The 23,384-nt window shown below is 53.7% G+C and carries 20 protein-coding genes; 17 read left to right on the top strand and 3 right to left on the bottom strand.

The genetic code is table 11. The features are described 5' to 3' along the window. Positions 1-60: 60 nt before the first annotated feature. The gene (locus GNX18_RS16700; RefSeq protein ID WP_166219531.1) at positions 61-804 is read left to right on the top strand and encodes a 3-deoxy-D-manno-octulosonic acid kinase; all 744 of its coding nucleotides are present in this window, start codon (positions 61-63) and stop codon (positions 802-804) included. Between the two features lie 3 nt (positions 805-807). On the opposite strand, the gene GNX18_RS16705 is transcribed toward GNX18_RS16700, so the two are convergent. Continuing rightward, positions 808-1,830, bottom strand: a complete 1,023-nt coding sequence (locus tag GNX18_RS16705; RefSeq protein WP_166219533.1) for an NAD-dependent epimerase — start codon at positions 1,828-1,830, stop codon at positions 808-810. A gap of 157 nt (positions 1,831-1,987) precedes the next feature. Continuing rightward, positions 1,988-3,502 carry a TolC family outer membrane protein gene (locus tag GNX18_RS16710; RefSeq protein WP_166219535.1) on the bottom strand — a complete coding sequence of 505 codons (1,515 nt, stop codon included), beginning with the start codon at positions 3,500-3,502 and terminating at the stop codon, positions 1,988-1,990. Between the two features lie 430 nt (positions 3,503-3,932). Here GNX18_RS16710 and GNX18_RS16715 point away from each other — a divergent pair, with 430 nt between their 5' ends. The 16 genes from GNX18_RS16715 to GNX18_RS16790 all read left to right on the top strand — a co-directional run bounded on the left by GNX18_RS16715 (position 3,933) and on the right by GNX18_RS16790 (position 21,024). Next, positions 3,933-4,643, top strand: a complete 711-nt coding sequence (locus tag GNX18_RS16715; protein WP_166219537.1) for a paraquat-inducible protein A — start codon at positions 3,933-3,935, stop codon at positions 4,641-4,643. After that, complete coding sequence (locus GNX18_RS16720) at positions 4,640-5,311, top strand: paraquat-inducible protein A (RefSeq protein ID WP_240914053.1); 672 nt, start codon at positions 4,640-4,642, stop codon at positions 5,309-5,311. The genes GNX18_RS16715 and GNX18_RS16720 overlap by 4 nt, the downstream gene beginning before the upstream one ends. Beyond that, a complete protein-coding gene (locus GNX18_RS16725; RefSeq protein ID WP_166219539.1) occupies positions 5,308-7,668 on the top strand; it encodes a PqiB family protein in 2,361 nt (786 codons plus the stop codon). Before GNX18_RS16720 ends, GNX18_RS16725 begins: the two co-directional genes overlap by 4 nt. A gap of 91 nt (positions 7,669-7,759) precedes the next feature. Further along, complete coding sequence (locus GNX18_RS16730) at positions 7,760-8,338, top strand: DUF4136 domain-containing protein (RefSeq protein ID WP_166219541.1); 579 nt, start codon at positions 7,760-7,762, stop codon at positions 8,336-8,338. A 76-nt stretch (positions 8,339-8,414) separates the two neighbouring features. Then, positions 8,415-8,981: a DUF4136 domain-containing protein gene (locus GNX18_RS16735; protein ID WP_166219543.1), complete on the top strand. Its 567-nt coding sequence runs from the start codon at positions 8,415-8,417 to the stop codon at positions 8,979-8,981. 33 nt (positions 8,982-9,014) lie between these two features. Continuing rightward, positions 9,015-9,641, top strand: a complete 627-nt coding sequence (locus tag GNX18_RS16740; RefSeq protein ID WP_166219545.1) for an NUDIX domain-containing protein — start codon at positions 9,015-9,017, stop codon at positions 9,639-9,641. 147 nt (positions 9,642-9,788) lie between these two features. Then, positions 9,789-10,331 (top strand): DUF1249 domain-containing protein, encoded by a 543-nt coding sequence (locus tag GNX18_RS16745; protein ID WP_166219547.1) that lies wholly within the window; start codon positions 9,789-9,791, stop codon positions 10,329-10,331. A gap of 31 nt (positions 10,332-10,362) precedes the next feature. Next, positions 10,363-11,187 carry a phosphodiesterase gene (locus GNX18_RS16750; protein WP_138235636.1) on the top strand — a complete coding sequence of 275 codons (825 nt, stop codon included), beginning with the start codon at positions 10,363-10,365 and terminating at the stop codon, positions 11,185-11,187. Between the two features lie 204 nt (positions 11,188-11,391). Then, the gene (locus tag GNX18_RS16755) at positions 11,392-12,054 is read left to right on the top strand and encodes a hypothetical protein (protein ID WP_166219549.1); all 663 of its coding nucleotides are present in this window, start codon (positions 11,392-11,394) and stop codon (positions 12,052-12,054) included. 75 nt (positions 12,055-12,129) lie between these two features. After that, positions 12,130-12,783 carry a YqiA/YcfP family alpha/beta fold hydrolase gene (locus GNX18_RS16760; protein ID WP_166219551.1) on the top strand — a complete coding sequence of 218 codons (654 nt, stop codon included), beginning with the start codon at positions 12,130-12,132 and terminating at the stop codon, positions 12,781-12,783. 7 nt (positions 12,784-12,790) lie between these two features. Further along, positions 12,791-14,677, top strand: a complete 1,887-nt coding sequence (gene parE, locus GNX18_RS16765; RefSeq protein ID WP_166219553.1) for a DNA topoisomerase IV subunit B — start codon at positions 12,791-12,793, stop codon at positions 14,675-14,677. Between the two features lie 116 nt (positions 14,678-14,793). Continuing rightward, positions 14,794-15,426, top strand: a complete 633-nt coding sequence (locus tag GNX18_RS16770; RefSeq protein ID WP_166219555.1) for a TnsA endonuclease N-terminal domain-containing protein — start codon at positions 14,794-14,796, stop codon at positions 15,424-15,426. Continuing rightward, the gene (locus GNX18_RS16775; RefSeq protein ID WP_166219557.1) at positions 15,416-17,323 is read left to right on the top strand and encodes a Mu transposase C-terminal domain-containing protein; all 1,908 of its coding nucleotides are present in this window, start codon (positions 15,416-15,418) and stop codon (positions 17,321-17,323) included. The genes GNX18_RS16770 and GNX18_RS16775 overlap by 11 nt, the downstream gene beginning before the upstream one ends. Next, a complete protein-coding gene (locus tag GNX18_RS16780; RefSeq protein WP_166219559.1) occupies positions 17,323-18,324 on the top strand; it encodes a TniB family NTP-binding protein in 1,002 nt (333 codons plus the stop codon). The genes GNX18_RS16775 and GNX18_RS16780 overlap by 1 nt, the downstream gene beginning before the upstream one ends. Before the next feature lie 14 nt (positions 18,325-18,338). Further along, entirely contained in the window at positions 18,339-19,517 is a 1,179-nt protein-coding gene (locus tag GNX18_RS16785) for a hypothetical protein (RefSeq protein WP_166219561.1), read from the top strand. Positions 19,518-19,581: 64 nt separating this feature from the next. Beyond that, a complete protein-coding gene (locus GNX18_RS16790) occupies positions 19,582-21,024 on the top strand; it encodes a TniQ family protein (RefSeq protein WP_256367393.1) in 1,443 nt (480 codons plus the stop codon). Between the two features lie 80 nt (positions 21,025-21,104). Here the strand turns inward: GNX18_RS16790 and GNX18_RS16795 are convergent, their stop codons facing one another. Then, complete coding sequence (locus GNX18_RS16795; RefSeq protein ID WP_166219565.1) at positions 21,105-23,324, bottom strand: glycoside hydrolase family 3 C-terminal domain-containing protein; 2,220 nt, start codon at positions 23,322-23,324, stop codon at positions 21,105-21,107. Positions 23,325-23,384: the final 60 nt, after the last annotated feature.

The following is a 23,384-nucleotide window of genomic DNA, read 5'->3' on the forward strand; positions in this document are numbered from 1 at the left end:
GAGACGGAACCGGGTTGCAATATAAAAGCAGGATGACGGCAAAATTAGGGTAAATATTCCGTGGGGTATCGGCAGTTCACAAGCAAGCTCGCCCGGGTGATCTACGACGATGAAGTGGTGGATGCCGGCTGCGAAAAGCTGTTCCATTGCGATTGGCTTGCGGCCAACAGCCTCTGTGCGCTGGTGGAGCGGGGTAAGGCGGTCATGTTCGCGTACCGCGGCCGGGAGCTGGTGTTCAAACAGTATCACCGCGGCGGACTGGTCGGACGTCTGGTGGAAAAGACCTACCTGTACAGCCCTCTGTCCAACACCCGCGTCTGGCGGGAATTCAATATGCTGCGGGCCATGCGCGAGCTGGGTCTGCCGGTGCCGCGCCCGGTGGCGGCGCGCTGTGTGAGTGTGCCGCCGCTGGCCTACCGGGGCGCACTGATTACCGAGCGGATTCCCGATTCGCGCACCCTGACGGAAATACTGTGCGAAAGGCCGCTGGATAATGCAACGTGGGCAAAACTGGGCGCGCTAATAGCCCATTTTCACCACAAAAATGTGTATCACGCCGATCTGAACGCCAGCAATATCCTGTTGACTGGCAGCGGCGATTTTTACCTGATTGACTTCGACAAGGGCGCCATCCGCCGCGCTCTGTCCCGCCAGGATGCCAATGCCAATGTGGCGCGTCTGCGCCGCTCCCTCTGCAAGCTGCAGAAGCGGTGTCCCGAATTCCACGTTGCGGAAGACAACTGGCAGGCGCTGGAGCGTGCCTATCGCGCCGCGATTGACCAGCCTGAAAATCAGCCAGGATAGTGGTCACACCGAATAGTACTCCCGGTACCAGTCCACGAATTTCCGCACCCCCTCGCGCACGCTGGTGTCGGGTTTGTAGCCGGTGGCCTGTTGCAGTCTGCGGGTGTCCGCGTGGGTATCCGGAATGTCCCCCGGCTGCATTGGCAGCAGTTCGCGAATCGCCTTTCTCCCCAGCGCGTCTTCCAGTGCGTCAATATAGTCCGACAGCTGCGCCGGGTCGCCGTTGCCAATATTGAAAATACGGTAGGGCGCGCTGCTGGTAGAGGGGGTCGGGGCGTCTCCGGACCAGTCGGCGTCCGGGCTCGCGATCTGGTCACTGGACTGGATCACACCCTGCACTATGTCATCGATATAGGTGAAATCCCGGCTGTGGTGACCCCGATTGAACACCGGGATTGGCTTGCCCTCGAGAATCAGACGGGTGAACTTGAACAGCGCCATATCCGGGCGTCCCCAGGGGCCATACACGGTAAAGAAGCGCAGTCCGGTGGTGGGCAGGCGGAACAGGTGGCTGTAACTGTGGGCCATCAGCTCGTTGGCCCGCTTGGTGGCGGCGTAGAACTGCAGCGGGTGGTCGGCGCCGTGATCCTCGCTGAATGGCATGCGGGTATTGCCGCCGTATACGCTGCTGGTGCTGGCGTAGGTCAGGTGCGGGATGGCGGCCTGGCGACAGGTTTCCAGCAGGTTGGAGAACCCCACCAGATTGCTCTCGACATAGTCTTCCGGGTGGTCGATGGAGTGGCGCACTCCGGCCTGGGCGGCGAGGTGGATCACACGGTCGAAACGGTGTTGTTCAAAGCAGCGGTCGAGGGCAGCGCGATCGGCGATATTGGCGCGCACAAACGCGTATTCGGCACCGCTTTGCTGGGCGGTGATGTCCAGCGCGCGCAGCCGATCCTCCTTCAGGGCCGTATCGTAGTAGCCGTTGACATTGTCGATGCCCACGACGGCATCTCCCCGCGCCATCAGGGTGTTCGCCACATGAAAGCCGATAAAGCCCGCATTGCCAGTGATCAGATACTTCATGGATTGAGTCAGACCGCAGTTAGCCAGTGGGTGTGGCGGACGTACATCCCCGGATTTCGCAATGGATGTCCCGACATTGTAGTCAGCCCATAAAAAAGGCCGGCACTATAACAGTGCCGGCCTTTGATTTCTGCGCGGGTATTCTGATTTGCCTACCTTATTTGCTGAGGGGCGCGGCACCGCTGTCGAGGATATGTGCGCGGGACACCGGCATCGCCGGGTTCAGGCTCGCATCCAGTTGTTGCAGATCCGCTGGTCCCAACAGCCCCGCCACCAGCTTCAGGTTCAGGGTGTTGAGGATGTAGTCGTACAGTGCATTGGCGTAATCGGTCTGGGACTGTGCCAGGGTGCGCTGGGCCAGCAGCACGTCGACGATATTGCGGGTGCCTACCTCGTAACCGGCCTGGGTGGCATCCAGTGCACTTTTGGCGGAAACCACCGCCTGTTCGCGCGCCTCCACACGCGCGGTGTCGGTAGTGACAGCGCGGTGCAGGGTGCGGGTGTTCTGGATGGTATTGCGCTCGGTCAGGTTGCGCAGGTCTTCCGCCTGGAATGCCAGGTTGCGCGCCTCGCGGCGGCTGGCGCTGAGGCGGCCGCCGGTATAGAGCGGCATGTTGAGGGTAATGGCTGCGACAGTAACTTCGGTGCTGCCGTCCGCGGGAATGGTGGTGCGGAAGGTTTCATCCAGAATGGGCACCCGCGTGGTGGTATTGCGGTCCCCCTCGTCCTCGTCATTCTGATAAATGATGGAGCCGCCCAGGGTGGGCAGGTGTTCGGCGGCTGCGGCGCGGGCGCCGTAGCGGGCGGCATCAGCGGACAGGCGCGCGGCCTTCAGCGTGTAATTGTTGGTCAGTGCGAAGTCGACCCAGGCGGCGCGGTCCGCGGGGTTCGGCGCGGCGACCGCAAAGCTCGGTTGCAGCGGTGCCACCACGTCGTGGTGTGTACCGGTCAGTACGGACAGCGCGTCAAACCGGCTCAGCAGGTCATCCTGCGCGGTGAGTCGGCGTGCCACGGCACTGTCGTAAGCGGAACGGGAGTCGTACACGTCGGTAATCGCGCTCAGGCCCACTTCGAAACGCTGCTGGGTCTGCTCCAGCTGTTTGGCCAGGGCTTCTTCCTCGGCGCGGGCTGCTTCCAGTACATCGTGGGCGCGCAGCACGTCAAAGTAGGCGCTGGCAACGCGGAGCATCATGTCCTGCTGGTTGGCGCTGAATTCGGCGGTGGCCTGCTCGCTGACGGTTTTGCCCTGTTTGTAGCCGAACCATGCGGGCAGATCGAACAGCGCCTGATCAAGGCGCGCACCGTAGGAGGTGGTATCGACCTTGCTATCACCGGACTGGATAGATTCCAACACCCCCAGAGCATTGTCGAACTGTACGCCTCTGGACTCAAAATCGGTTTCGGTCCTTCTTCTTTCCGCGGAGGCATTGATCTGCGGCAACAGCGCAGAGCGGCCGAGGTTTTTCGCTTCAAGGCCGGCGCGGTAGGCGGCGCGGTCGGCGGCCAGCTGCGGGTCGTTGTCGAGCGCCTGCAGGTACACTTCCCACAGGGTATCTGCCTGGGCCTGTACCGCGCCGAGACCGGTACCCAGGCCGATGACAGCGGCGGCGAGCAGAGATTTGAGCGGGCGGCCAAATTGGTGAGCGAGGCGCCCTTTTGCACTTCTTGTCATTACTGTTGATTTCCTGTGACAGCTGCGGTCTTCAAGTTTCCGGTAGCAATGGATTCTGCCCCGGGCTTTCCTGTAAACCCCGCTTTCCTTGTTATAAGGAGTGGAGCCAGTCTGTAATGTGCTCTGAAGGCGTCGCTGGCTTGGCCCGGGGCGGTGTTGTTATTCCGCTGAATACATGGATTCAAGACGGAGTCCGGGCCTGCGGTCGCGAGAGTGTACCCTCCGGCCGCAGGAGCGTCGAGGCGACGGTCGGGGCAAATTGGTATATCTTCGTTAAGCTGACGCGAATGTGCGTCCAGTAACCAAAATCAACCTCTGACCGGCACGCCTGGGCATTTCCCGACCTTTGTGACGCGGTATCGACCGCTGGCGGATGCAGTCCTGGTGCGGCCGCGGCGAAATATTCTAACGAGCAGGAAGTTGGCGGGACATGGAGCAGGACTCCGGGCAAGACGCACAGCAGTACAGGCCGCAGCTATTAGATGCCGGGCAGTCCCGCGTCTGGCAGCGCGCCTGTCACCAGTGCGATCTGTTGCTTACCCGCGCCCATGCGCCGGTGGGGCAGCGGCTGCTGTGCCCGCGCTGCGGGGCCACGCTGCATCGCAATATGGAGCGCAGTGTTGCCCATACCGCGGCTCTGAGCCTGAGTGGACTGCTGCTGTTTATTCCCTCTGCAACCCTGCCGTTGCTGGAGTTTTCCCTGTTTTCCTTCGGCGCCGAAAACACTCTGCTGAATGGCGTGCAGGCACTGTTTGCCGCCGGTTATATATGGCTCGCGTCGATCGTACTGTTCTGCAGTGTGCTGGCACCGCTCGGCAAATTTCTGCTGCTTGCTTTTATCTGCTGGGGTAGCGGCTGGGCCTCGCTGGCAAAGCCGGTGGCGCGCGCGTTGCGCTGGTATCACCACCTGCAGGAGTGGGGCATGTTGGATGTTTACATGCTCGGCATTCTGGTGGCGCTGGTGAAAATGTCGGATCTCGGCAAGATGACGGTGGAGCCGGGGCTCTATTGTTTTGTTGCGATGATGGTGATTTCCAGCGCGGCCACCGTGTCGTTCGATGCGGAAACCGTGTGGGCGAGGTTGGCGCGGCGCGCGGCAGCGACCGGCGGCGGAGACAAAGATAGGAAGGCAGCACAATGAACCGACCGGCGCGCGCCCTGTCTCAGGGATTCTGGACCTGCCTCGGCTGTCGCCTGCTGGTGAAGGCGCCGGAAAAGCGCAATACCCTCTCCTGTCTCTGTCCGCGCTGTGGCGCGCGCATGCACGGACGGGTGGAGGGCAGCATCATGCTCACCTGGGCGCTCACCATCACCGGCGCGCTGCTGCTGATTCCGGCGAATATCCTGCCGGTCATGACGGTGATCTACCTGGGCGCGGGCGAGCCGAGCACCATTGTCGGCGGCACGCTGGAGCTGTATCAGAACGGTCTGTGGGGTATTGCTCTGATCGTGTTTGTGGCGAGTGTCGCGGTACCGGTAATGAAACTGGTGGGGCTGGTGATCCTGTGCCTGATCGTGCAGTGGCGCCTGGACGTGGCGCCGCGCCAGGCAATGCGGATTTACCGGGTGGTGAATGCCATTGGCCGCTGGTCGCTACTGGATCTGTTCATGATTTCCATACTGGTGGCGTTGGTGGATATGGGAGCCATCGCCGAGGTGGCCGCGGGCGCAGGCAGTACGGCATTTGCCACCGTCGTGGTGGTCACCATGTTTGCGGTGCGGGCATTTGATCCGCGTTTGATCTGGGATATTTACGAAGAAAAAATGGCGGCAGTCGACAGCAAAGCCCGGGATGAGGAGCGCGAATGAGCGATCCTCAGGTCGAATACGATACCCAGCCGGAAGGTGTGGCGCGCCGCAGTCGCGGCCTTTCGCTGGTGTGGCTACTGCCGTTGATCGCGGCCCTGATCGCTGTGTGGCTGTTGTACAAGGATTTCACCCAAGGCGATATCCGCGCCACCATCCTGTTTTCCAGCGGCGATGGCCTGGTGAAAGGAAAGACGTCGGTGAAATACTCCGGCGTGGAAATCGGCGTGGTCAACGATTTCAGGCTTGTGCCAAACGCCAAGGAACTGAACGGCCAGGATGGGGTGCTGGCGGAAGTTACCTTCAACCGCAGTGCCGGTTATCTGCTGACGAAAGACACCAAATTCTGGGTGGTCAGGCCGGAAGTTTCCCTCACCGGGGTGCGCGGCCTGGAGACGCTGGTTTCCGGTAACTACATTGCGGTAGAGCCGGGCAGCGGTCCGCCGCAGAGGCACTTCGTCGCGGTGGCTGAGCCTCCCGCCTATGTACGCGGCGACGGTCTGCGAATCACTCTCAAGTCCGCGCGTCTGGCCTCTCTCAGCCGGGGGTCCCCGGTGTACTACCGCCAGCTGGAGGTGGGGCAGGTAGAAAATTACCGCCTGGCGGAAGACGCCAGTGAGGTGGAGATCAATCTGTTCATCCGCCGTGAATACGCGCATCTGGTGCATCGGGGCAGCCGTTTCTGGAATGCATCCGGCGTGTCGATTCAGGGCGGAATCAGTGGCGTCAATGTGGAGCTGGAGTCTCTCGCCTCGCTGATTGCCGGCGGCGTGAGCTTCTATACCCCCGATTCCCAACAGAATTCACCACTGGCGGTGGATGGCAACGAATTCAAGCTGTACAAGAGTTTTGCCGAGGCGGATGCCGGTATTCCCATCACCCTCAACTTTGATCGCGGGGTCAGCCTTTCCGAGGGTTCCACCCAGGTGATATATCAGGGCATCCAGGTTGGGGAAGTGAGCAGCGTCGAAGCCAACAAGAATATTGACGGCATGTCGGTGAAGGTTCTGATGGACCCCATTACCGACGACCTGTTGAGTGAAAACACCCAGTTCTGGCTGGCGCCGCCAACACTCGATTTCACCTCCGGGGTCAACGATTTACTCAAGGGCAACCGTATTGAGGTGGACCTGCGCCGGGGGCAGCGCTCGGTACGGGAGTTTGATGCCCACGCGTCGCCGCCGCCGCGGGATCCAAGGGTGCCGGGGCTGCACCTGACACTCACCGCGCGCAATACCGGGTCGCTACAGCGCGGCGCCTCGCTCTACTACCGGCAGATGGAGGTGGGGCGCGTGCAGGGCATGGCATTGAAGGGAGATGGTTCGGGCGTTGAGGTGTACGTGGTCATCGACCCGCCCTACGCCCACTTGGTGAACAATGAAAGTCGCTTCTGGAATGTAAGCGGCCTGCGCGCCAGCGCCAGCCTCAAGGGCATCGAAGTGGAGACGGATTCTCTATTGTCGATGGTGCGCGGTGGCATTGCCTTTGGCAGCGGCCCCCACGACAGTAAGAGCGCCGGGCAGGCGGTCAGCGGAGACAGTTTCCCGTTGTATGGCAGCCGCGACGAGGCCATGGAGGAGGGTATCAATATCTACATTGACCTCACCGGTGACGAAGGGCTCAAGGTGGGGGCGCCGCTGCGCTACCGCGGCATTCAGGTGGGGGAAATCACCGCCATGCGGCTCAATCTGAATCTGGACGGTGTGCGCGCCCGCGCGCGACTCTATCGGCGCGCAGAGCGCTTTGCCCGCAGTGGTACGCGGATGTGGGTGGTGGGGCCGAAAATCGGGCTCGGCGGTGTCGATCATCTGGATACTCTGGTCACCGGGCCTTTCCTGGAGCTGGAACCCGGCGCCGGCGGTGAACCGCAAACGGAATTCGTCGCGCTGGCCGCGAAGCCGGAACCGGATCTGGCGGACACCATGATGATGCCGGGGCTGGCGCTGATTCTGGACGCACCGCGGCGAGGCTCCCTCAAGCGTGGCAGTCCGGTCTACTACCGCCAGGTGCAGGTGGGGCAGGTGACCGGCTACCAGTTGGGGGAACTGGCGGACCGGGTTTACATCTATGTTTATATTGAGCCGCAGTTCCGCACCCTGGTGCGGGAACACTCGAAGTTCTGGAATGCCAGCGGGGTGGACGTGAATTTCGGGGTGATGACCGGGCTCGACGTGCACACGGAATCCGCCCAGGCGCTGCTTGCCGGCGGTATCGCCTTCGCCACACCGAACAATGCGGAGATGGGGCTTGAAGTGGAATCCGGCAGCCACTATCCACTGTATGGCAAGCCGGAAAATGACTGGCTGCTGTGGAGCCCGAAAATTGAGCTTTACCCGGCGCTGGAAGAAAGTTTCAAATAAATCCAGAAGCCTGTCAGTGATTCGTCACCCGCGGTTTCGGGATCCGTCAGGTTCGTCGCTTCGAGCAAGTACACATAGAAAGGGAGAACGGATGCGCAATTCAAATACCGGGCTGACAGCCACCAGTCTGTTGGCGGGGGTTGTCTTGTCCCTCGGCCTCGCCGGCTGCGGCACGCCCACACAGATAGACCGTATCGAATCGCGCAGTGCGCCGGTCAGTTTCCAGACTTACGCCTGGGGCACCGAGGCGCTCAGCGCCGAATCCGGCGCCCCGGCGCAATTGGTAGAGCTGGACAGTGAGCTGCGCCAGGTGGTCGGCGCGCTGATGCAGTCGCGCGGCTACCGTCAGGTGCAGGGCACCGACAATGCGCAGATGGTGGTGGACTACCAGATATCGATTGTCGAGGAGGAGTTTGCCAGCGAGGACAATAACACCAGCTGGGATGCGCAGTTCGACAGCAACGCCCAGCGCGGCGTGGTGGAGCTGCCCGACCGCAGTGGCGCACCGCGAGTGACCCTGTCGGTCGGTATTGGCCCCCAGCACGGCATGCCCATTTGGGGTGGTAGCGCCACCAAACTGATTGTGCGCCCGGAGGACAGGAGCGAGCGCCAGCGCATTCTCAACAATGCCGTTGGCGAACTGCTCAGGGACTTGCCGCCGGCGGCCTGATACAGTTCGTGCGAGAACATTTTCAAAAACGGATCGGCAGGGACGCCGTTCTCTCAACGCATCAGCGGGAGTACACATGGCTTCACTGCTCAGATTCTTTTCCGTCGCCTTTCTCGGCCTGTTACTGGCCGCGGGGCTCGGCGGCTGTGCCGCCCCCAATCCGGTCGCGGTCGATTACGATCCCGGCTTTAAATTTGCCAACCTCCGCAGCTACCATCTGCTGGATACCCTCGCCAACGGCCCGGTTTCCCCTTTTGAGAGCAAGCGCGCCAGCCAGGCCGTCGACGAAATGCTGAGAGGCACATACACCCCCGCCGCCAGCCGCGATGCGGCGGATTTCCTGGTGCGCGTGCAGCTGTTCAGTGCCGACAAGGTGGCGGTATACGAAGACCCGTTCAGTATCTACGGCGGCTACCGCTACTTCGGTTTCGGCTGGCGCGCACCGCTGCGGGTGCGTGAATACCGCGAAAATACCCTGATCATCGACGTGCTGTCGCCGGAAGAGGCGCCGCTGTGGCGCGGCAGCATGCCGTCCACTGCCACGCGCTACGAATCCCCGGAGCAGCAGATGTTTCGCCTGCGCGAAGAGGCGGCCATGATTCTCGCGCGCTTCCCGCCGTACAACGACGTCGGCTACGACTGATCCCGGTAAAGGGCCGCCCCTGCAAGGATTTCCATGAGCGATAAACCGGACCTGAAACCGCCGTTCACCCGCGGCGCAGTGGATATCATCTCCCGCAAAACGGTGTACGACGGCTTCTTCAAAATGCACAAGCTGCGCCTGCGGCACCGCCTCTATCGCGGTGGCTGGGGGGGAGAGATGGAGCGCGAACTCTTCGTGCGCGGCAACGCGGTGGGGGTGTTGCTATACGATCCGCAACACCAGCTGGTGGCGTTGATTGAGCAGTTTCGCATTGGCGCACTGGAGCGCGAAGCCGGACCCTGGTGTCTGGAAGTCGTGGCGGGTATGGTGGAGGAGGGTGAATCCATTGAGGACGTCGCCCGCCGCGAACTGCAGGAAGAGGCTGGACTCGAGGTGCAGGGCCTGCACTTCATCCGCAGTTACCTGCCGAGTCCCGGCGGCGCCTGCGAGCGCATGTATCTATTCTGCGCCTGCGCGGATCTGCGCGGTATCGAAGGGTATTTCGGTCTCGCCCACGAACATGAAGATATCCGCCTGCGGGTTTTCCCTCTGCAGGTGGTTCTCGACGCGGTCAACAGCGGTGATGCCGCCATCGACAACGCGGCCAGTATCATCAGCCTGCAGTGGCTGCAACTGAATCGCGACCGCTTGGGCGGATGATATTCTTTCCGGGCTGTTTGACAGCAGGCAGATTTGCGTCAATAGCCCTTTGGGGCCCTACAATTCGCAGGTTGGAAGCGCGATTTCGTCGAATCGCGGACAATTTGAGAGATCAATCACGGCGCGGACAGAACAGGAGTGTCGATAATGGCGGTACCCGCTGGCACAGACCGCAACAAGACTGCGGTTCAGGCCCGCACCGGTGTGAATAAAGAAACGGGGGGCGGCGCCAAAGCGCGCTACCGAGTTGACTTGTCCAATTATCACGCCGACTGCGATGCCAACTACCTGCGTCTGTGCAAGCTGATGCCAGAACTCGCGAGCAATCAGTGCTGGCGCTATCAGGTACCCGGCGGTTTCCTGGAGGTCGCGGTGCTTGAGCGCAGCCGGTACACCACCGAGGTCAGTCTGCAGGCGTCTGCGGAGCCCGGCAGCCGGGGCCGCAACTGGCTGCGGCCGCCGCCCATCACTGTTCGCCTGTACCACGACGCACGCATGGCCGAGGTAGTGGCGGTGGATGGCCAGGGGCCGGTAGGTGGCGATGGACTGAACTTCAGCTATCCCAATTCGGCCATGCACAATGAGGACGAGCGGCAACAGGTCAATCGCTACCTGAGTGAATGGCTGGCCCACTGTCTGGCGAATGGTCGCGTCGACGTCGAGCTCACCTTTGGTGACCGGCGACGCTGAGTACACGCCGGGCATCGCAAAGATAACACGGATGTTTCGGCAAGGTGAGAAAGTGAAGATCGAGGCAGTACAACCGGCAAACCGGCTGATCCAGATTACTGACCCCCATATTGGCGGTCGGCCGGATTACCAGTTGCTGGGCCTGGATACCGGCCACACGCTGGACGAGGTTCTCGCTGCCATTGCCGCCGCTCCCTCGCAACCGGAGCTTATGGTGGTGACCGGCGATGTTTCCGCCAACGGCGCTGAAGCCGCCTATCGCCGTTTCCTGCACAAGATGCAACCGGTTGCCTGCCCCTGGTACTGGCTGCCGGGCAATCACGACAACCCCCAGCGTATGGACGAGATAGCGCCGAAACGCCGCCCGGAGCTGGTGGCGCTCGGCAACTGGCGCCTGCTGTTACTGGATACCAGCGTGCCCGGAAATATCTGCGGCGGGCTCAGCGAGGCGGAACTGGCGCGTGTGGCGCAGCTGATCGAGGCCCATCGCGCGCACCCGGTCCTGCTGATGATGCACCACCAGCCGGTGCCTGTCGGCAGCCACTGGATCGACGGCCATATGTTGAAAGAGGGGCGCGAGTCGTTCGTCGACCTGATCCAGCGCGCTGACAATGTCCGCGCCGTGTGCTGGGGGCATGTGCACCAGCAGTTCGACGACGAGCTGGGGCATGTCGGTCTGCACGCCACGCCCTCCACCTCGGTGCAGTTCACTCCCGGCAGCGGCCCATTTGCGGTCGACAGCGAGATGCCCGGCTACCGCTGGTTCGAATTGCGGGACGATGGCAGCTACGAGACCGGCGTCGAGCGGGTCACTGTCGCTGAGTACAGCGTCGATCTGGCATCTTCCGGCTACTGAGAACCGAGCGTCGGACCGTTTCCCGGGTTGCCGGGTGACCGTTCGTCGAATCATCGTGTCCGCCTGACTTTCATGACTTCCCGGCCTGTTCTTTACTTGTAGAATGGCATCCGAATCCGCGAATGTGTGGTACCGGATTTGGAACGCGGCCGGGTTGTCTAATGGCCGCGCGTTTAACTCCCGGAAACAGGAAGTGAGGTCACCATGCACACAATCCATAACAAACTGCTGTCTCCACTGCTTCTTTCGTTCGTGCTACTGGCCGGCTGTGCCCAGCAGTCCGCGATCAGCCCGGAGGATGCCAAAGACGGCCTGCTGCCGCGCCAGACCGGCCTCGACAGCGTCAGCGCGGCCTATGCCTTCGACCTGAGCGGCGCCAAGGTTTACCTCGAGCCGGTTGGCGTCGCCTACAACAAACGCCACACTAACCCGGGTTCGCCATTGCGCGCGGAAGATTACGAGCTGAGCGAGAAGGATCTGGCGCGGCTGCAGGAACTCATGGGGGAAACTTTGAGTGAGCGCTTCCTCGCACCGCGGCAGAGCCAGTTGGTGGCGGACAAGTCCGAAGCCGACTACGTCCTGCAGTTGGATCTGAGCCGTTTCGCCCTCGGTGCACCGCTCGACCCACAGCCCTGGCTGTGGCGCGTCTACACCGACAAGAGCGCCTACGGCGTGTTGTCCGGTGAACTGCAGGACAACAGCGGCAACGCGGTGATGCGCTTCAGCGACCGCCGCGATATCGGCGACAATTTCGCCGGCCTCGGGCTCGCCGGCCGTATGGACCGCTTCACCAGCGTTACCTTCTGGCACGATATGAAAGTGGATCTGCGCCGCGCGTTTGGCAGCCTGGATGAATCCCTGCGCTAGTTGTTCGAGCCAGCAAACGCAAATAGCGCAAGGCTGCCGGTGCATCTGCCGGCGGCCCCGCTATAATCCCCGTCCATGCAAGCACCACAACACTCGAACCGCGAACGCCCGCTGCTGATCTATTTGCACGGCTTCCTGTCATCCCCGCAGTCCTACAAATGCCAGCTGCTGAAAGACTGGCTGCAACAGTTGCGCCCAGACATCGTATTCTATGCACCGATGATCTCGCCCTATCCCGGAGAAGCGGCGATGGCGCTGGGGCAGATGCTGCGGGATTTCCGCATCAACCACCGCGGTCCCATTGGCCTTGTGGGCAGCTCCATGGGGGGCTTCTGGTGCACCTGGTTGGCGGAACAGCATGGATTGCCCGCCGTGGTGATCAACCCCGCGGTTGAGCCTTCCCGTTTCATCCCGGGTTATGTAAATCAGGACTTGAAGCCCTACAGTGGCGAGATGCAGACCTATCGTCTGCGCCCCGCGGATGTGGAAGACATGCGCAGGCTGGAAGCCTCGGTTCCAGCCGACTTGCAGGGGCGCTACTGGCTGCTGGCCCAGCGCGGCGATGAAACCCTCGACTGCCGCGATGCCGAGCAGTTCTACCGCAGTCAGCAACAGACTATCGAAGATGGCGGCGATCACAGTTTCCAGGGATTTGCCCGCTACACCGAGGCACTGGTAGATTTCCTGTTTCCCCAAGAACTGAACACCACAAAGCAGTACGGCGAATAAAAACTCTATGGCCAATTACTCCGCAGAAGACATTGAGGTATTGACGGGGCTCGACCCGGTGAAAAAACGCCCGGGCATGTACACCGACACCACCCGTCCCAACCACCTGGCCCAGGAAGTCATCGACAACAGCGTCGACGAAGCCCTCGCCGGCCACGCCAAAAAAATCGAAGTGGTGCTGCACAAGGACCACTCCATCACCGTCAGCGACGACGGCCGCGGCATGCCGGTGGATATCCACCCGGAACAGGGCCGCCCGGGGGTGGAAGTGATCCTGTCCACCCTGCACGCGGGGGGCAAATTCTCCAATAAAAACTACCAGTTTTCCGGCGGCCTGCACGGTGTGGGCATCTCGGTGGTGAACGCGCTGTCGAAGGTGCTGGAAGTCACCATCCAGCGGGACGGCCAGGTGCACCGCATCGGTTTCCAGAATGGCGACAAGGCATCCGATCTGGAAGTCATCGGCGAGTGCGGCAAGCGCGCCACCGGTACCAGCGTGCGTTTTTTGCCGGACCCGCAGTACTTCGACTCCTTCAAGTTTTCCGTGCCGCGCCTGCGCCACCTGCTGCGCGCCAAGGCGGTGCTTTGCCCGGGCCTCAGCGTCACCTTCATCAATGAGCAGGACGGCGAGTCCGACCAGTGGTACTACGAAGACGGCCTCAAGGACTATCTCGCCGCCGCCAACCAGGGCTGGGAAGTGCTGCCGGCGGAACCGTTTGTGGGAAGCTTCGCCGCCACCAGCGAGGCCGCCGACTGGGCAGTGCAGTGGCTGCCGGAGGGAGGTGAAGTCACCGCGGAATCCTACGTCAACCTGATCCCCACCGCCCAAGGCGGCACTCATGTGAATGGCCTGCGCGCGGGCCTGCTGGACGCCATGCGCGAGTACTGCGAAATCCGCAACCTGCTGCCGCGCGGTGTGAAACTCGGGCCGGAAGATATCTGGAACCAGTGTTCTTATGTGCTCTCCGCCAAGCTCGCCGACCCGCAGTTTTCCGGCCAGACCAAGGAGCGCCTGAGCTCCCGCGAGGCCACCGCATTTATTTCCGGCGTGGCGAAAGACGCCTTCGGCCTGTGGCTCAACCAGCACACTGAGGAGGGCGACAAGCTCGCCGAGCTGTGTATCAGCAATGCGCAGAAACGCCTGCGCTCGGCGAAAAAAGTCGCGCGCAAAAAAGTCACCCAGGGGCCGGCGCTGCCGGGCAAGCTCGCCGACTGCTCCAGCGGCGATGCCAGCCGCTCGGAACTCTTCCTGGTGGAAGGGGACTCCGCCGGTGGCTCCGCCAAACAGGCGCGGGACCGCGAATTCCAGGCCATCATGCCGTTGCGCGGAAAAATCCTGAATACCTGGGAAGTGGACTCCAACGAGATCCTCGCGAGCCAGGAGGTTCACGACATCGCCGTTGCTTTGGGGGTGGATCCCGGCAGCGACAATCTCGAAGGTCTGCGCTACAACAAAGTCTGCATTCTCGCCGACGCCGACTCCGACGGCCTGCACATCGCCACCTTGCTGTGCGCGCTGTTCCTGCGTCACTTCCGCCCGCTGGTCACCAATGGCCATGTGTACGTCGCCATGCCGCCGCTGTTCCGCATCGACATCGGCAAGGACGTTTACTACGCGCTGGACGACGCCGAACGCCAGGGAATCCTCGATCGCATTTCCGCCGAGAAAAAGAAAGGCAAGATCCAGGTCACCCGCTTCAAGGGCCTCGGTGAAATGAACCCGCTGCAACTGCGGGAAACCACCATGGACCCGAACACCCGTCGCCTGGTGCAGCTGTATATCGACGCCGGTGACGACAGCAATCAACTGCTGGATATGTTGCTGGCGAAGAAACGCGCGGGAGACCGCAAGCAATGGTTGGAAAGCAAAGGTAACCTCGCCGAGATCAGTTAAAAATGCGGATTTTACCGAAATCTTATAAGTTTGCAGGGAAAGCTTATAAAATTTGTGGGGGAAAGCTATAAGCGGACCGTATAATCTGGGCAAGGATGCTCAGAGTACGACGAAATATGAATATTCCCGCCCGCAAGCTCAAGAAATCATCTGTTAAGAATATCAATCGTTTTACGCCCACAAAGGCAAATGGCGGGAAGACCATCTTGGTAGAGTCTTGCTTAGAAGCTCTGTACTGCTACCACCTAGAATTTGACCCCAACGTAGAAACATATTTTCCTCAACCGCGAACGTTTACCGTTTCTAATGGTTTTGAGGAAAATACATACACGCCGGATTTTTACGTCCGTTACTTTTGCGGTGCTCAAAAATACATCGAAGTCAAACCGCAAAAAAATGCAGAATTAGATAGTTTTCAGAGCCTTTTTATTCGGTTCAAAGAATCACTTGTAAATACCAATATTGGTTTTTTGGTGGTTAATGAGCTCGATATCGAGAAAGAACCGTTAATTTCTAATTTCCAGAAGCTCTATCAATTCAAAAAACGCCCGACGCTAGATCTGAGTAAACTCTATCGGTGCTCTGAAAGTATCAGTACTTCCCTATCGTTGGGAGCATTGATTAAAAGTCTAGAAGGAAAAGCGAACTTAAGAGAGATATATACCTGGTTAGCTTTGGGATACCTTGTTTTTGATATCGAATCCGAAAAACTAACTGTAAATACGCTGGTGGAATTTCATGTCAATTGAGCTTTGGGTCGAAGGTGTAATAGTCGAGTTCAAAGGTGGTGAGCCTTGTCTGAGAGCAATCGTAAGGCATTCCACAAAAAATGAAATTGTCCTGGCGGATATTAAAAAAGGGACTGTATTAAAATATCCAAGAAAGGAATTGGAAGAAGCATCTAGCCAAGGTCGAGTTAAATTTCTGGCAGAGTCACGTGATTTTGGTGATCTAACATTTTTTGATCTTACTGAAAATGAGCAGAGAGAAACGAATAGAAAGTATCGCTACATAAAAGCCCTGCAGGAAAGTGGAATAAGCAAAATTACGGAAAAATCCTCTGAGGACGTAGTTAATAAAATCGCAATGGAGCTTGGGGAAAAGGCTCCACATTGGCAGTCAGTAAGAGGTTGGTACAAAAATTATGTTGATTCGGGTCGAAAAATGCGAGGCCTCTACCCAAAGCATCGTCTTAAAGGATCTAGAGACCCAAAAATAGATCCAAGAGTCTTAGATATTATCAATCAAGAGTCTAAGAGATACTACAAAGTCAACCAACCAACTATGGCTTCGATCTTTCGAAATGTTGAAGAGAAAGTCATCGCGCATAATCTCCAAAACCCTAACGATGTTCTACGTGTGCCAACTTACAAAACAGTCCAATCTAGAGTACTTGATCGGGACTATAAAAGTAGGCAGAAAGGAAGGAAAGGTAGAGAGTTTAAAGCAGAACTATCGGGAGCAAACAGTGGAATTGAAACTACAAGGGTGTTAGAACGAGTCGAAATTGACCATACGTTACTTGATATACATGTAATTCATGATGATCTCAAGTCACTACTTGGGCGTCCAAGCCTAACAGTTCTCATCGATCACTACTCGCACATGGTTCTCGGGTTTCAGATTTCATTTGAAAAACCTTCGTTTGCATCTGTCTCAATGGCTTGCCTAAATGCATTTCTTCCCAAAGAAGAATTTATGAGTAATTTGGGGTGTGAATCTCGCTGGCCTGCTCACGGAATACCTTCAACAATTGTAGCCGATAACGGTAGTGAATTTTGGGGTGATGCATTTATTGGTGTATTGGATGAGCTTGGATCAAACTTGCAATATTGCCCAATTAGGAAAGGAAACTACAAAAGTCGAGTGGAGCGCTTTTTTTTGCGGGTGAACTCGATGGTGCTTGATGACTTACCTGGGGTAGTTCGCAAGCTTGGGAAGAGTGGTGAAGAATACGATGCTAGGCAGGAAGCGAAGATGACCTTTGGAGAGTTCAAGGCCTATTTCGTAAATTGGCTAACTGGAGTTTATCACAATCTTCCGATTGAATCGAAAGGCATGACGCCTAATGAGCTGTGGGAGCAATCAGCAGGAATTTTTCCAATTGCAATTGAAGATGAAGCTGAGTTAACCCAAATTCTAATGGCGAAAGAAGAGCGGAATTTAAGTAAAGACGGCATTAGAATTTTTTCCTTGGACTATAATTCGGCAATACTCAAAGATATTTATCGAAGGGATGGGCCGGGAGCTGTAACAGTAAAATACAACCCTTTTGATATAGGGTACATACTGATACTAGACAGGTTGAACAATGTATATATAAAGGTAGATTGTGAAAATTTTGCATATGCATCTGGACTATCTTTGTTTGAGCATAGAAAAATTAGATCTGCTGCAAAGGAAATAGTTAAATCTAAGATGGAAAGCCTACCTCTTCAGCAGACGAGAGTGAAGTTGGCAAGGCAGCGTGATGAACTGCATTCCAGAAATTCGAGAAGAAAAACACAGGTAACAACATCAGGTGCGGCAAGATCGGAAAAAATAGGGGTAAATAATATTAGGTTGGTGGCTGACAATACGAAGAAAGCAGTTAATTTTGATGCTGAATCCATTGAACTGGATTTGGACGGTTGGAGTGCTGAGTAATGAGCAGTGCTTATATTGAACACCCCTTCATTAAAAATCCGTTCACAATGGAGATGCTCAAGCTTTTTGATACGTTGCGTTATAAAAAAACAAACTTCAACGTTCAATCGTGTGCACTAATTACGGGGGAGTCAGGTAGCGGTAAAAGCGGGCTGGCCAAATTTTTTTTGAAAAAAAATCCAGTAATTGAGCAATCTCAGCGGACATATATCCCAGTCTTTTACTTCAAAGTCATTTCTGTGTCTAAGGCTGAGTACCTATTAAAGTCAATATTAGTAGAACTTGATGATCCACAGATGGGAGAGGGAGATACTGACCAGCGTAAACTTCTTACAAGGCTGGTTACTTTGCTGAAATCAACCGGGGTTGAACTAATTATTATCGATGAAATTCAAGTGGTCTTTGAAAGACGTAGTGCAAAGATAATTAGCGGAATTGCTGATTTATTTAAAGACCTGATTGAAGAGTCGAAAATACCAATTGTATTTATGGGGATGCCATGGAGCACATATTTGGTAGAGTCAAATAGTCAATTGTCTACGCGCATTTCACATCGCCATACTATACCGCCATACAAAATAAGTGACAATAAATCAAGGGATGATTATCGCAGACTTCTTCATTTTGTCTCGAGTGCATACGGGTTCACAGAGAGCATTAAACTTGAAGAAGTTTCTACAGCTTTTAGATTTTTCAGCGCTACCAGCGGGAACTTAAAACTCACCTTAAAATTAATTCAAGATGCATTTATTCAACAAAAAATGACTGGAGAGAAAGTGGGTAATAATCTCTTTGCTGATATTATAAAAAGCTATGGTGTAATCGACGAATGCAATCCGTTTTTGTTGCCTGTCGAGCGATTGGTTCTTAGAGAGCTCGTTACGCATTCTGATTTCCATTTTGGATACAGAGCAAATAAGAATGCAATTATTGATGCTGAGTATATAGAATTCGGAGTCTCGAAAAGTAATAAACTATACGTTGTTAATAATGTAGCTTAATTTATGGGGGATTTTTGAAGCTTCTATATCGAGGGGATAAATTCAATGATGAGAGTCTCCCTGATTATATTTTTCGATTAGCCTATTGGAATGGGTTTGACAGCGGAAGTCGTTTAATAGACTTACTCCGTATTCATTACAAAGAGTTGGCTAAGCACTACTTCTGTGATGAGCGTTTGCATGTCGCGAAAAAACTTTCGGTGTGGTATGAGTGCAAAGTTGCATTAGAATTTATCCTCAACAAGTCGTTTCATGAGTCAGAGCTAAATCTAGAAATTGGTTTACTTATTAAAAAAAAATATCACACCCACTGGATTTGTTCTGAATGTTGGAAGGAATATGCTTACGTCCGCTTCTATTGGCACAGTTGCGATTATCGCAATTGTCACGTGCATGATAAGCGGTTGCTCCAGGTAGAATTCATACCATATGAGCCATCTTTGAATCCAGAGCGTATAGCTATGTCGCCACAAAGGGATTGGCCTTTTCCAGATTGCGAGGTGACACCGATTTTTTTGAAAAAGAGGATTGGGAATAGCTGCAATTATTCTGATATTGAAAATGAAAAAAGTATTTCAATAGATGAGGAAATGTTTTGGTGGAATGTAATAGTTTTTTTACGAGATAGGTTCAAGATTGATTTTAAAGTTGATAGTGTGTATGAGTTGATACCCATAGATGAGCTAGTCGGAGCTCCTGTTACACAAAGATTACAAAAGGTAAAGGATTCATTAATTCGCGAGAAAGAGGTGTTTGCGACATTAATTTCCGTATCGATTGTTGCAAAAATTATTCAAAAGAGAATGTTTGGATTTGAAGATTATGGTTATTTACTTGGCTCTCGCGAATTAAAAAATTGGCTGCTATCTGAAGCATATTCAGTAAGTCGCAATTTTTATACTTATTTGGTGGGTGTTGGTGATCACATATTTTTTGGATCGGAAAATCTTGTCGATCGTAGGGTTCCCCCAATTGATTTAAGAAAAGTTTCTGATAAAGGTTTATGTCAATTTATTCTTGAATCATCAATTTTAACGCCTCAAGAAATAAGAGATATTACTTCGGAATGGGAATGCACGAGCAATAGTGCTATTAAAATTGAAGGCTACGTTGGGCGTCGTCATTATTATTATAATAAATATATCCAGGCCGCTGATTTAAATGTTTTTGATATGGAGCCTGAGCCTAGGTGATTACAATCTTCCTCGGAATGAGACGGTGGTGGTTTCGATGGCGAAATTGTTATACCGACCTGAAATGTTCTCGGATGAATGTTTGGCCAGCTATCTAATTCGTGTCTCCGGAGGAAACGGATTTAAGCATATTGGATACTTTTTAAGGTATGCGGGGCTCGGATGGAAAAATAATCGAGCCCCAATACATGGCTTGCTAACAGGGAAATCGGACCTTTCTCAGACTCTTTCGCAATTTGGGCTTCATATAAGAATATCGAGAATAAAAGACACGTTTCTAACGTTAAGGAAAGTTATTGATACTCCATATCTGGTAGCTTCAAATCCAAAAATTTGCCCGGATTGCATTGAAGAGCTTGGTTACTGTAAGTATCAATGGTCTATATATCCTTCTATCGCGTGCGCTAAACATAATAAAAATTTGGTAGATGTAGATCATCGTACTGGAAGTCGACTAAGTTGGTATCGTCGAGAATTAGATTATTTTGATGGTAGCCACAAAAAAATTGTTTCGCCTTTCGAATTTGCAGATCCTACAGTGATAAATATATCGCGGTATTTTGATTCTCTTTTGGCCGGCGAGAAAAAATGTAGTTTTAGTCCATTAATACTTCATGGTCTTGAGCTAAGAGAGTCGCTGTCTCTTATTCACTTTGTCGCTCATTTTCAGTCAAGAATGTTCGGAATATCATTCAACCCAAGTGGGATGGAAAATAGCGAATTAGGTCAGCACTATAAGAAAGTATGGGATATGCTTACGGGTTGGCCTGATAGTTTTTACCTTTTTTTGAGCCAATATATTGACCATCCAATGAGCAATAAGGGGGTAGGGGGATTAAATAAACATTTCCGAGACCTTTATGAACAACTCCATCGTCAAAGGGAAAACAATGGTATCGCGCGAATAAAAAAAGATTTCGACCATTTTATAGATTCACAATGGCCAGGATTAATAGATCCCGGGCGAATGAAACGTATACAGTTATCGTCATCATCAAGAAATATAATATCAAAAAAGGAAGCAGCAAAAATACTAGGTTGTCGACTGGCTCGGTTTGATAAATTGATCTATCAATCAAAGCTGAAAGTCGTGCTCTTTAAAGGAAAAGCACATTATTTTCGAGATCAAGTCGAACAATATTCAGAGTTAATTAAGTCAAATTGGACAATGATAGAGGCCTGTGAGGCCTTGCAGTTATCTCGGTATCAATTAAAACAACTATTGGATGGTGGTATTATTGGAACCTTACAGGTACCAAGCGATTTAAATCGCGACTGGGTTATAGATAAAGACCAGTGTAAAGTCTTCATAACTAAATTGCTTAGTGGAGCTCGGAATACCTCACCCTCTAAAGACGGACTTTCGCTGGCCGGAATTCATCGTAATGGCTTCTCAATAGTCCAACTTGTTTTGGCGATGCAGTCGGGACAGGTAGAATATAGCACCTTGCCAAATCCAGAATATCCTCTGAGTTTTAAGCAATTTACTAACTTTTCAGTGTGCTAACTGAGCAGTAAGCCATTGGCGTAAAAGTGTTCTTCCTGGTTGGCGTTGGGTGCATACTCTAGTATTAATGTGTGGCAGTACTAGCTTGATTTGATAGCTACGGGTTTTTGGGTGGAGGAAACTAGGGGCTTGCCGGATCGTTCTAGAACGCTAACACTAACACTGATCCCATCGGGGTCACCAGCAAACCTCGCTGCCGTTAAAATATAGTCTGTCGGCTCGACCACAAAATTATCTGACTCTTCATCGAAATAGGCCAGATCATGGACGTAAATGTCGATCGACGTAGTCGTGGAAGACATTGCTTCTACAGCTACTCGCTTGAAAGCTTTCAGTTCCGAAGATGGTCTGTCGACGCTTGAGCAAGGTACATTCACGTAGATCTGAACAACTTCTTCACCCTTGAACTGACCATTATTGAAAATGCTAAGTGTAATTTGTATAACCTCATCGGCATACACGCTCTCAGACGATACTTTAATGTCTGTATAGGTATATTCGTTGTAACTTAAGCCAAAGCCAAACGGAAAAGCAGGGATATTGTTGTCAGCATCGAGCTTTCTATAGCCATGCCATAGGTCATAAGTTATTTCTTTCGCGTCCTTATCAAAGCTGGGGAGTTGTTTGGAATATTTTGGTATAACAAATGGAAGCTTCCCACTCGGAGTGCGATCACCAAAAACAAGTTCCGCAAACGCATTCCCACCTTCCATTCCTGGATACCACATCATTAGAATTCCCTGAGGGAAATCCCTCCATTCTTCCATAGTAACAGCGCTTCCAGACATTACTGCTACAACAACTCTGTCATTCAATAGGCATGCTTGTTCAATTAGGTGCACATCCTTCTCAGACAATCCAAGGGAAATGCGATCGCCACCTTTCCCCAATCTCGACTTCCCAGAAGGGTTGTTCTTTTTGTTCTTTTTATCTTTATACCTAAGTATTTTTTTGTTGATCTTTGGCCACAGATTTTTGGTAAAAGAATTAGTGAAAATCCAGCTAATAGCGGGCGGTGGTGGAATTTGCCGGGCAAAATCAGACAGCTGTGGTGGCTCGATATGCTCCCCTTCATCAAGGTAGGTATATCCAACTACTACGATAACGGAATCTGCTTTACTGACCGAATGACAGATTTCTGCGTTATCGATATTTTCAAAGTGCTGAATATTTGATCTGGCCAGGTTTCTAAGGCCTTCTAGCGGAGTGATAACATAGTCCGGCCTGCAGTCAGACGATCCACGGTCACCTAAATTTGGTGTATCCGCCAATTTGCCAAGTACAACGATTTCGTCCGACTTACTCAGCGGAAGTACCTGATTCGAATTTTTTAGAAGAACCATTCCCTGGCATGCTGCTTCTTTAGCTATCGCTCTATGGTCAAAATTCTCGAGTAGATTTTTTTTGTAGTTATCGCCATTCGACAATCCCAATTGTGGAGTAATTAATCTGACCAGTGAAGAATCAAGTTGCGACTCAGATATTTCGCCACACTTTACTAAGTCGAGAAGATTGCTCCCCCAAACCATAGAAAAAGGCATCTCCAAATCCAGTCCATTCTCTTTTGATTTTTTGGGATCCCTGACGCCAAATACGAAATCACTAAGAACAAACCCAGTGAACTTCCAGCGATCTTTCAGTATGTCTACAAGTAACTCTCGATTCTCGCCACACCACGCGTCGTTGACAGAATTATAGGCAGTCATTACTGCAGACGCGCCAGCATCAATGCACCTTTTAAAATGTGGAAGATACATCTCGTGAAGAGCACGCTTCGAGATATTCACATTCACTTGGAATCGTGCATTCTCGATAGAGTTTGCTGCAAAGTGCTTCACGCAAGCCAGCGCATGCCTTTCTACCCCTCTTGTCAAAGCTGCTCCCAAGATTCCGACATGCATCGGATCCTCACCATATGTTTCTTGGGCGCGTCCCCAAGACGGATGTCGCAGCAAATTTATACAAACGCCACCAAATAGGTTCCCGCCTAAAGCACGTAGCTCCTTACCAATAACTTCTCCAACTCGTTCTTCCAGTTGTGGATTCCAAGTGGCACCGCGAGCCATTGTGACAGGAAAACAGGTAGCTCCACCCTTTAGAACTACACCTCTTGGCCCATCAACGAACGCAAGTCCAGGGATCCCCAAGCGTTTGTTCGCAGCTGCTAGAAATGGTTTGTTGTGATAACAGTCTTCTTTAATTAGTGCGTGCATCCCTCGGTAAAATTCCATATCACCTGACAGCATGGATATTTTTTCTTCAAGAGTGAGATCTTGTACTAATTGCAATGCACTATTCATTTCAGATGCTATCTATAGGCTTACACAAAGAAAGTGTATTTCGATGGGTGTTAGAATGAA

This window comes from Microbulbifer sp. SH-1, from assembly GCF_011326135.1.
Taxonomy (GTDB): domain Bacteria; phylum Pseudomonadota; class Gammaproteobacteria; order Pseudomonadales; family Cellvibrionaceae; genus Microbulbifer; species Microbulbifer harenosus.

Excerpts from the sequence above, each read along its gene's own strand:
- GNX18_RS16705 (WP_166219533.1), bottom strand. The coding sequence starts at position 1,830 with ATGAAGTATCTGATCACTGGCAATGCGGGCTTTATCGGCTTTCATGTG.
- GNX18_RS16710 (WP_166219535.1), bottom strand. The coding sequence starts at position 3,502 with ATGACAAGAAGTGCAAAAGGGCGCCTCGCTCACCAATTTGGCCGCCCG.
- GNX18_RS16715 (WP_166219537.1), top strand. The coding sequence starts at position 3,933 with ATGGAGCAGGACTCCGGGCAAGACGCACAGCAGTACAGGCCGCAGCTA.
- GNX18_RS16720 (WP_240914053.1), top strand. The coding sequence starts at position 4,640 with ATGAACCGACCGGCGCGCGCCCTGTCTCAGGGATTCTGGACCTGCCTC.
- GNX18_RS16725 (WP_166219539.1), top strand. The coding sequence starts at position 5,308 with ATGAGCGATCCTCAGGTCGAATACGATACCCAGCCGGAAGGTGTGGCG.
- GNX18_RS16730 (WP_166219541.1), top strand. The coding sequence starts at position 7,760 with ATGCGCAATTCAAATACCGGGCTGACAGCCACCAGTCTGTTGGCGGGG.
- GNX18_RS16735 (WP_166219543.1), top strand. The coding sequence starts at position 8,415 with ATGGCTTCACTGCTCAGATTCTTTTCCGTCGCCTTTCTCGGCCTGTTA.
- GNX18_RS16740 (WP_166219545.1), top strand. The coding sequence starts at position 9,015 with ATGAGCGATAAACCGGACCTGAAACCGCCGTTCACCCGCGGCGCAGTG.
- GNX18_RS16745 (WP_166219547.1), top strand. The coding sequence starts at position 9,789 with ATGGCGGTACCCGCTGGCACAGACCGCAACAAGACTGCGGTTCAGGCC.
- GNX18_RS16750 (WP_138235636.1), top strand. The coding sequence starts at position 10,363 with ATGTTTCGGCAAGGTGAGAAAGTGAAGATCGAGGCAGTACAACCGGCA.
- GNX18_RS16755 (WP_166219549.1), top strand. The coding sequence starts at position 11,392 with ATGCACACAATCCATAACAAACTGCTGTCTCCACTGCTTCTTTCGTTC.
- GNX18_RS16760 (WP_166219551.1), top strand. The coding sequence starts at position 12,130 with ATGCAAGCACCACAACACTCGAACCGCGAACGCCCGCTGCTGATCTAT.
- parE (WP_166219553.1), top strand. The coding sequence starts at position 12,791 with ATGGCCAATTACTCCGCAGAAGACATTGAGGTATTGACGGGGCTCGAC.
- GNX18_RS16770 (WP_166219555.1), top strand. The coding sequence starts at position 14,794 with ATGAATATTCCCGCCCGCAAGCTCAAGAAATCATCTGTTAAGAATATC.
- GNX18_RS16775 (WP_166219557.1), top strand. The coding sequence starts at position 15,416 with ATGTCAATTGAGCTTTGGGTCGAAGGTGTAATAGTCGAGTTCAAAGGT.
- GNX18_RS16780 (WP_166219559.1), top strand. The coding sequence starts at position 17,323 with ATGAGCAGTGCTTATATTGAACACCCCTTCATTAAAAATCCGTTCACA.
- GNX18_RS16790 (WP_256367393.1), top strand. The coding sequence starts at position 19,582 with ATGTTCTCGGATGAATGTTTGGCCAGCTATCTAATTCGTGTCTCCGGA.
- GNX18_RS16795 (WP_166219565.1), bottom strand. The coding sequence starts at position 23,324 with ATGAATAGTGCATTGCAATTAGTACAAGATCTCACTCTTGAAGAAAAA.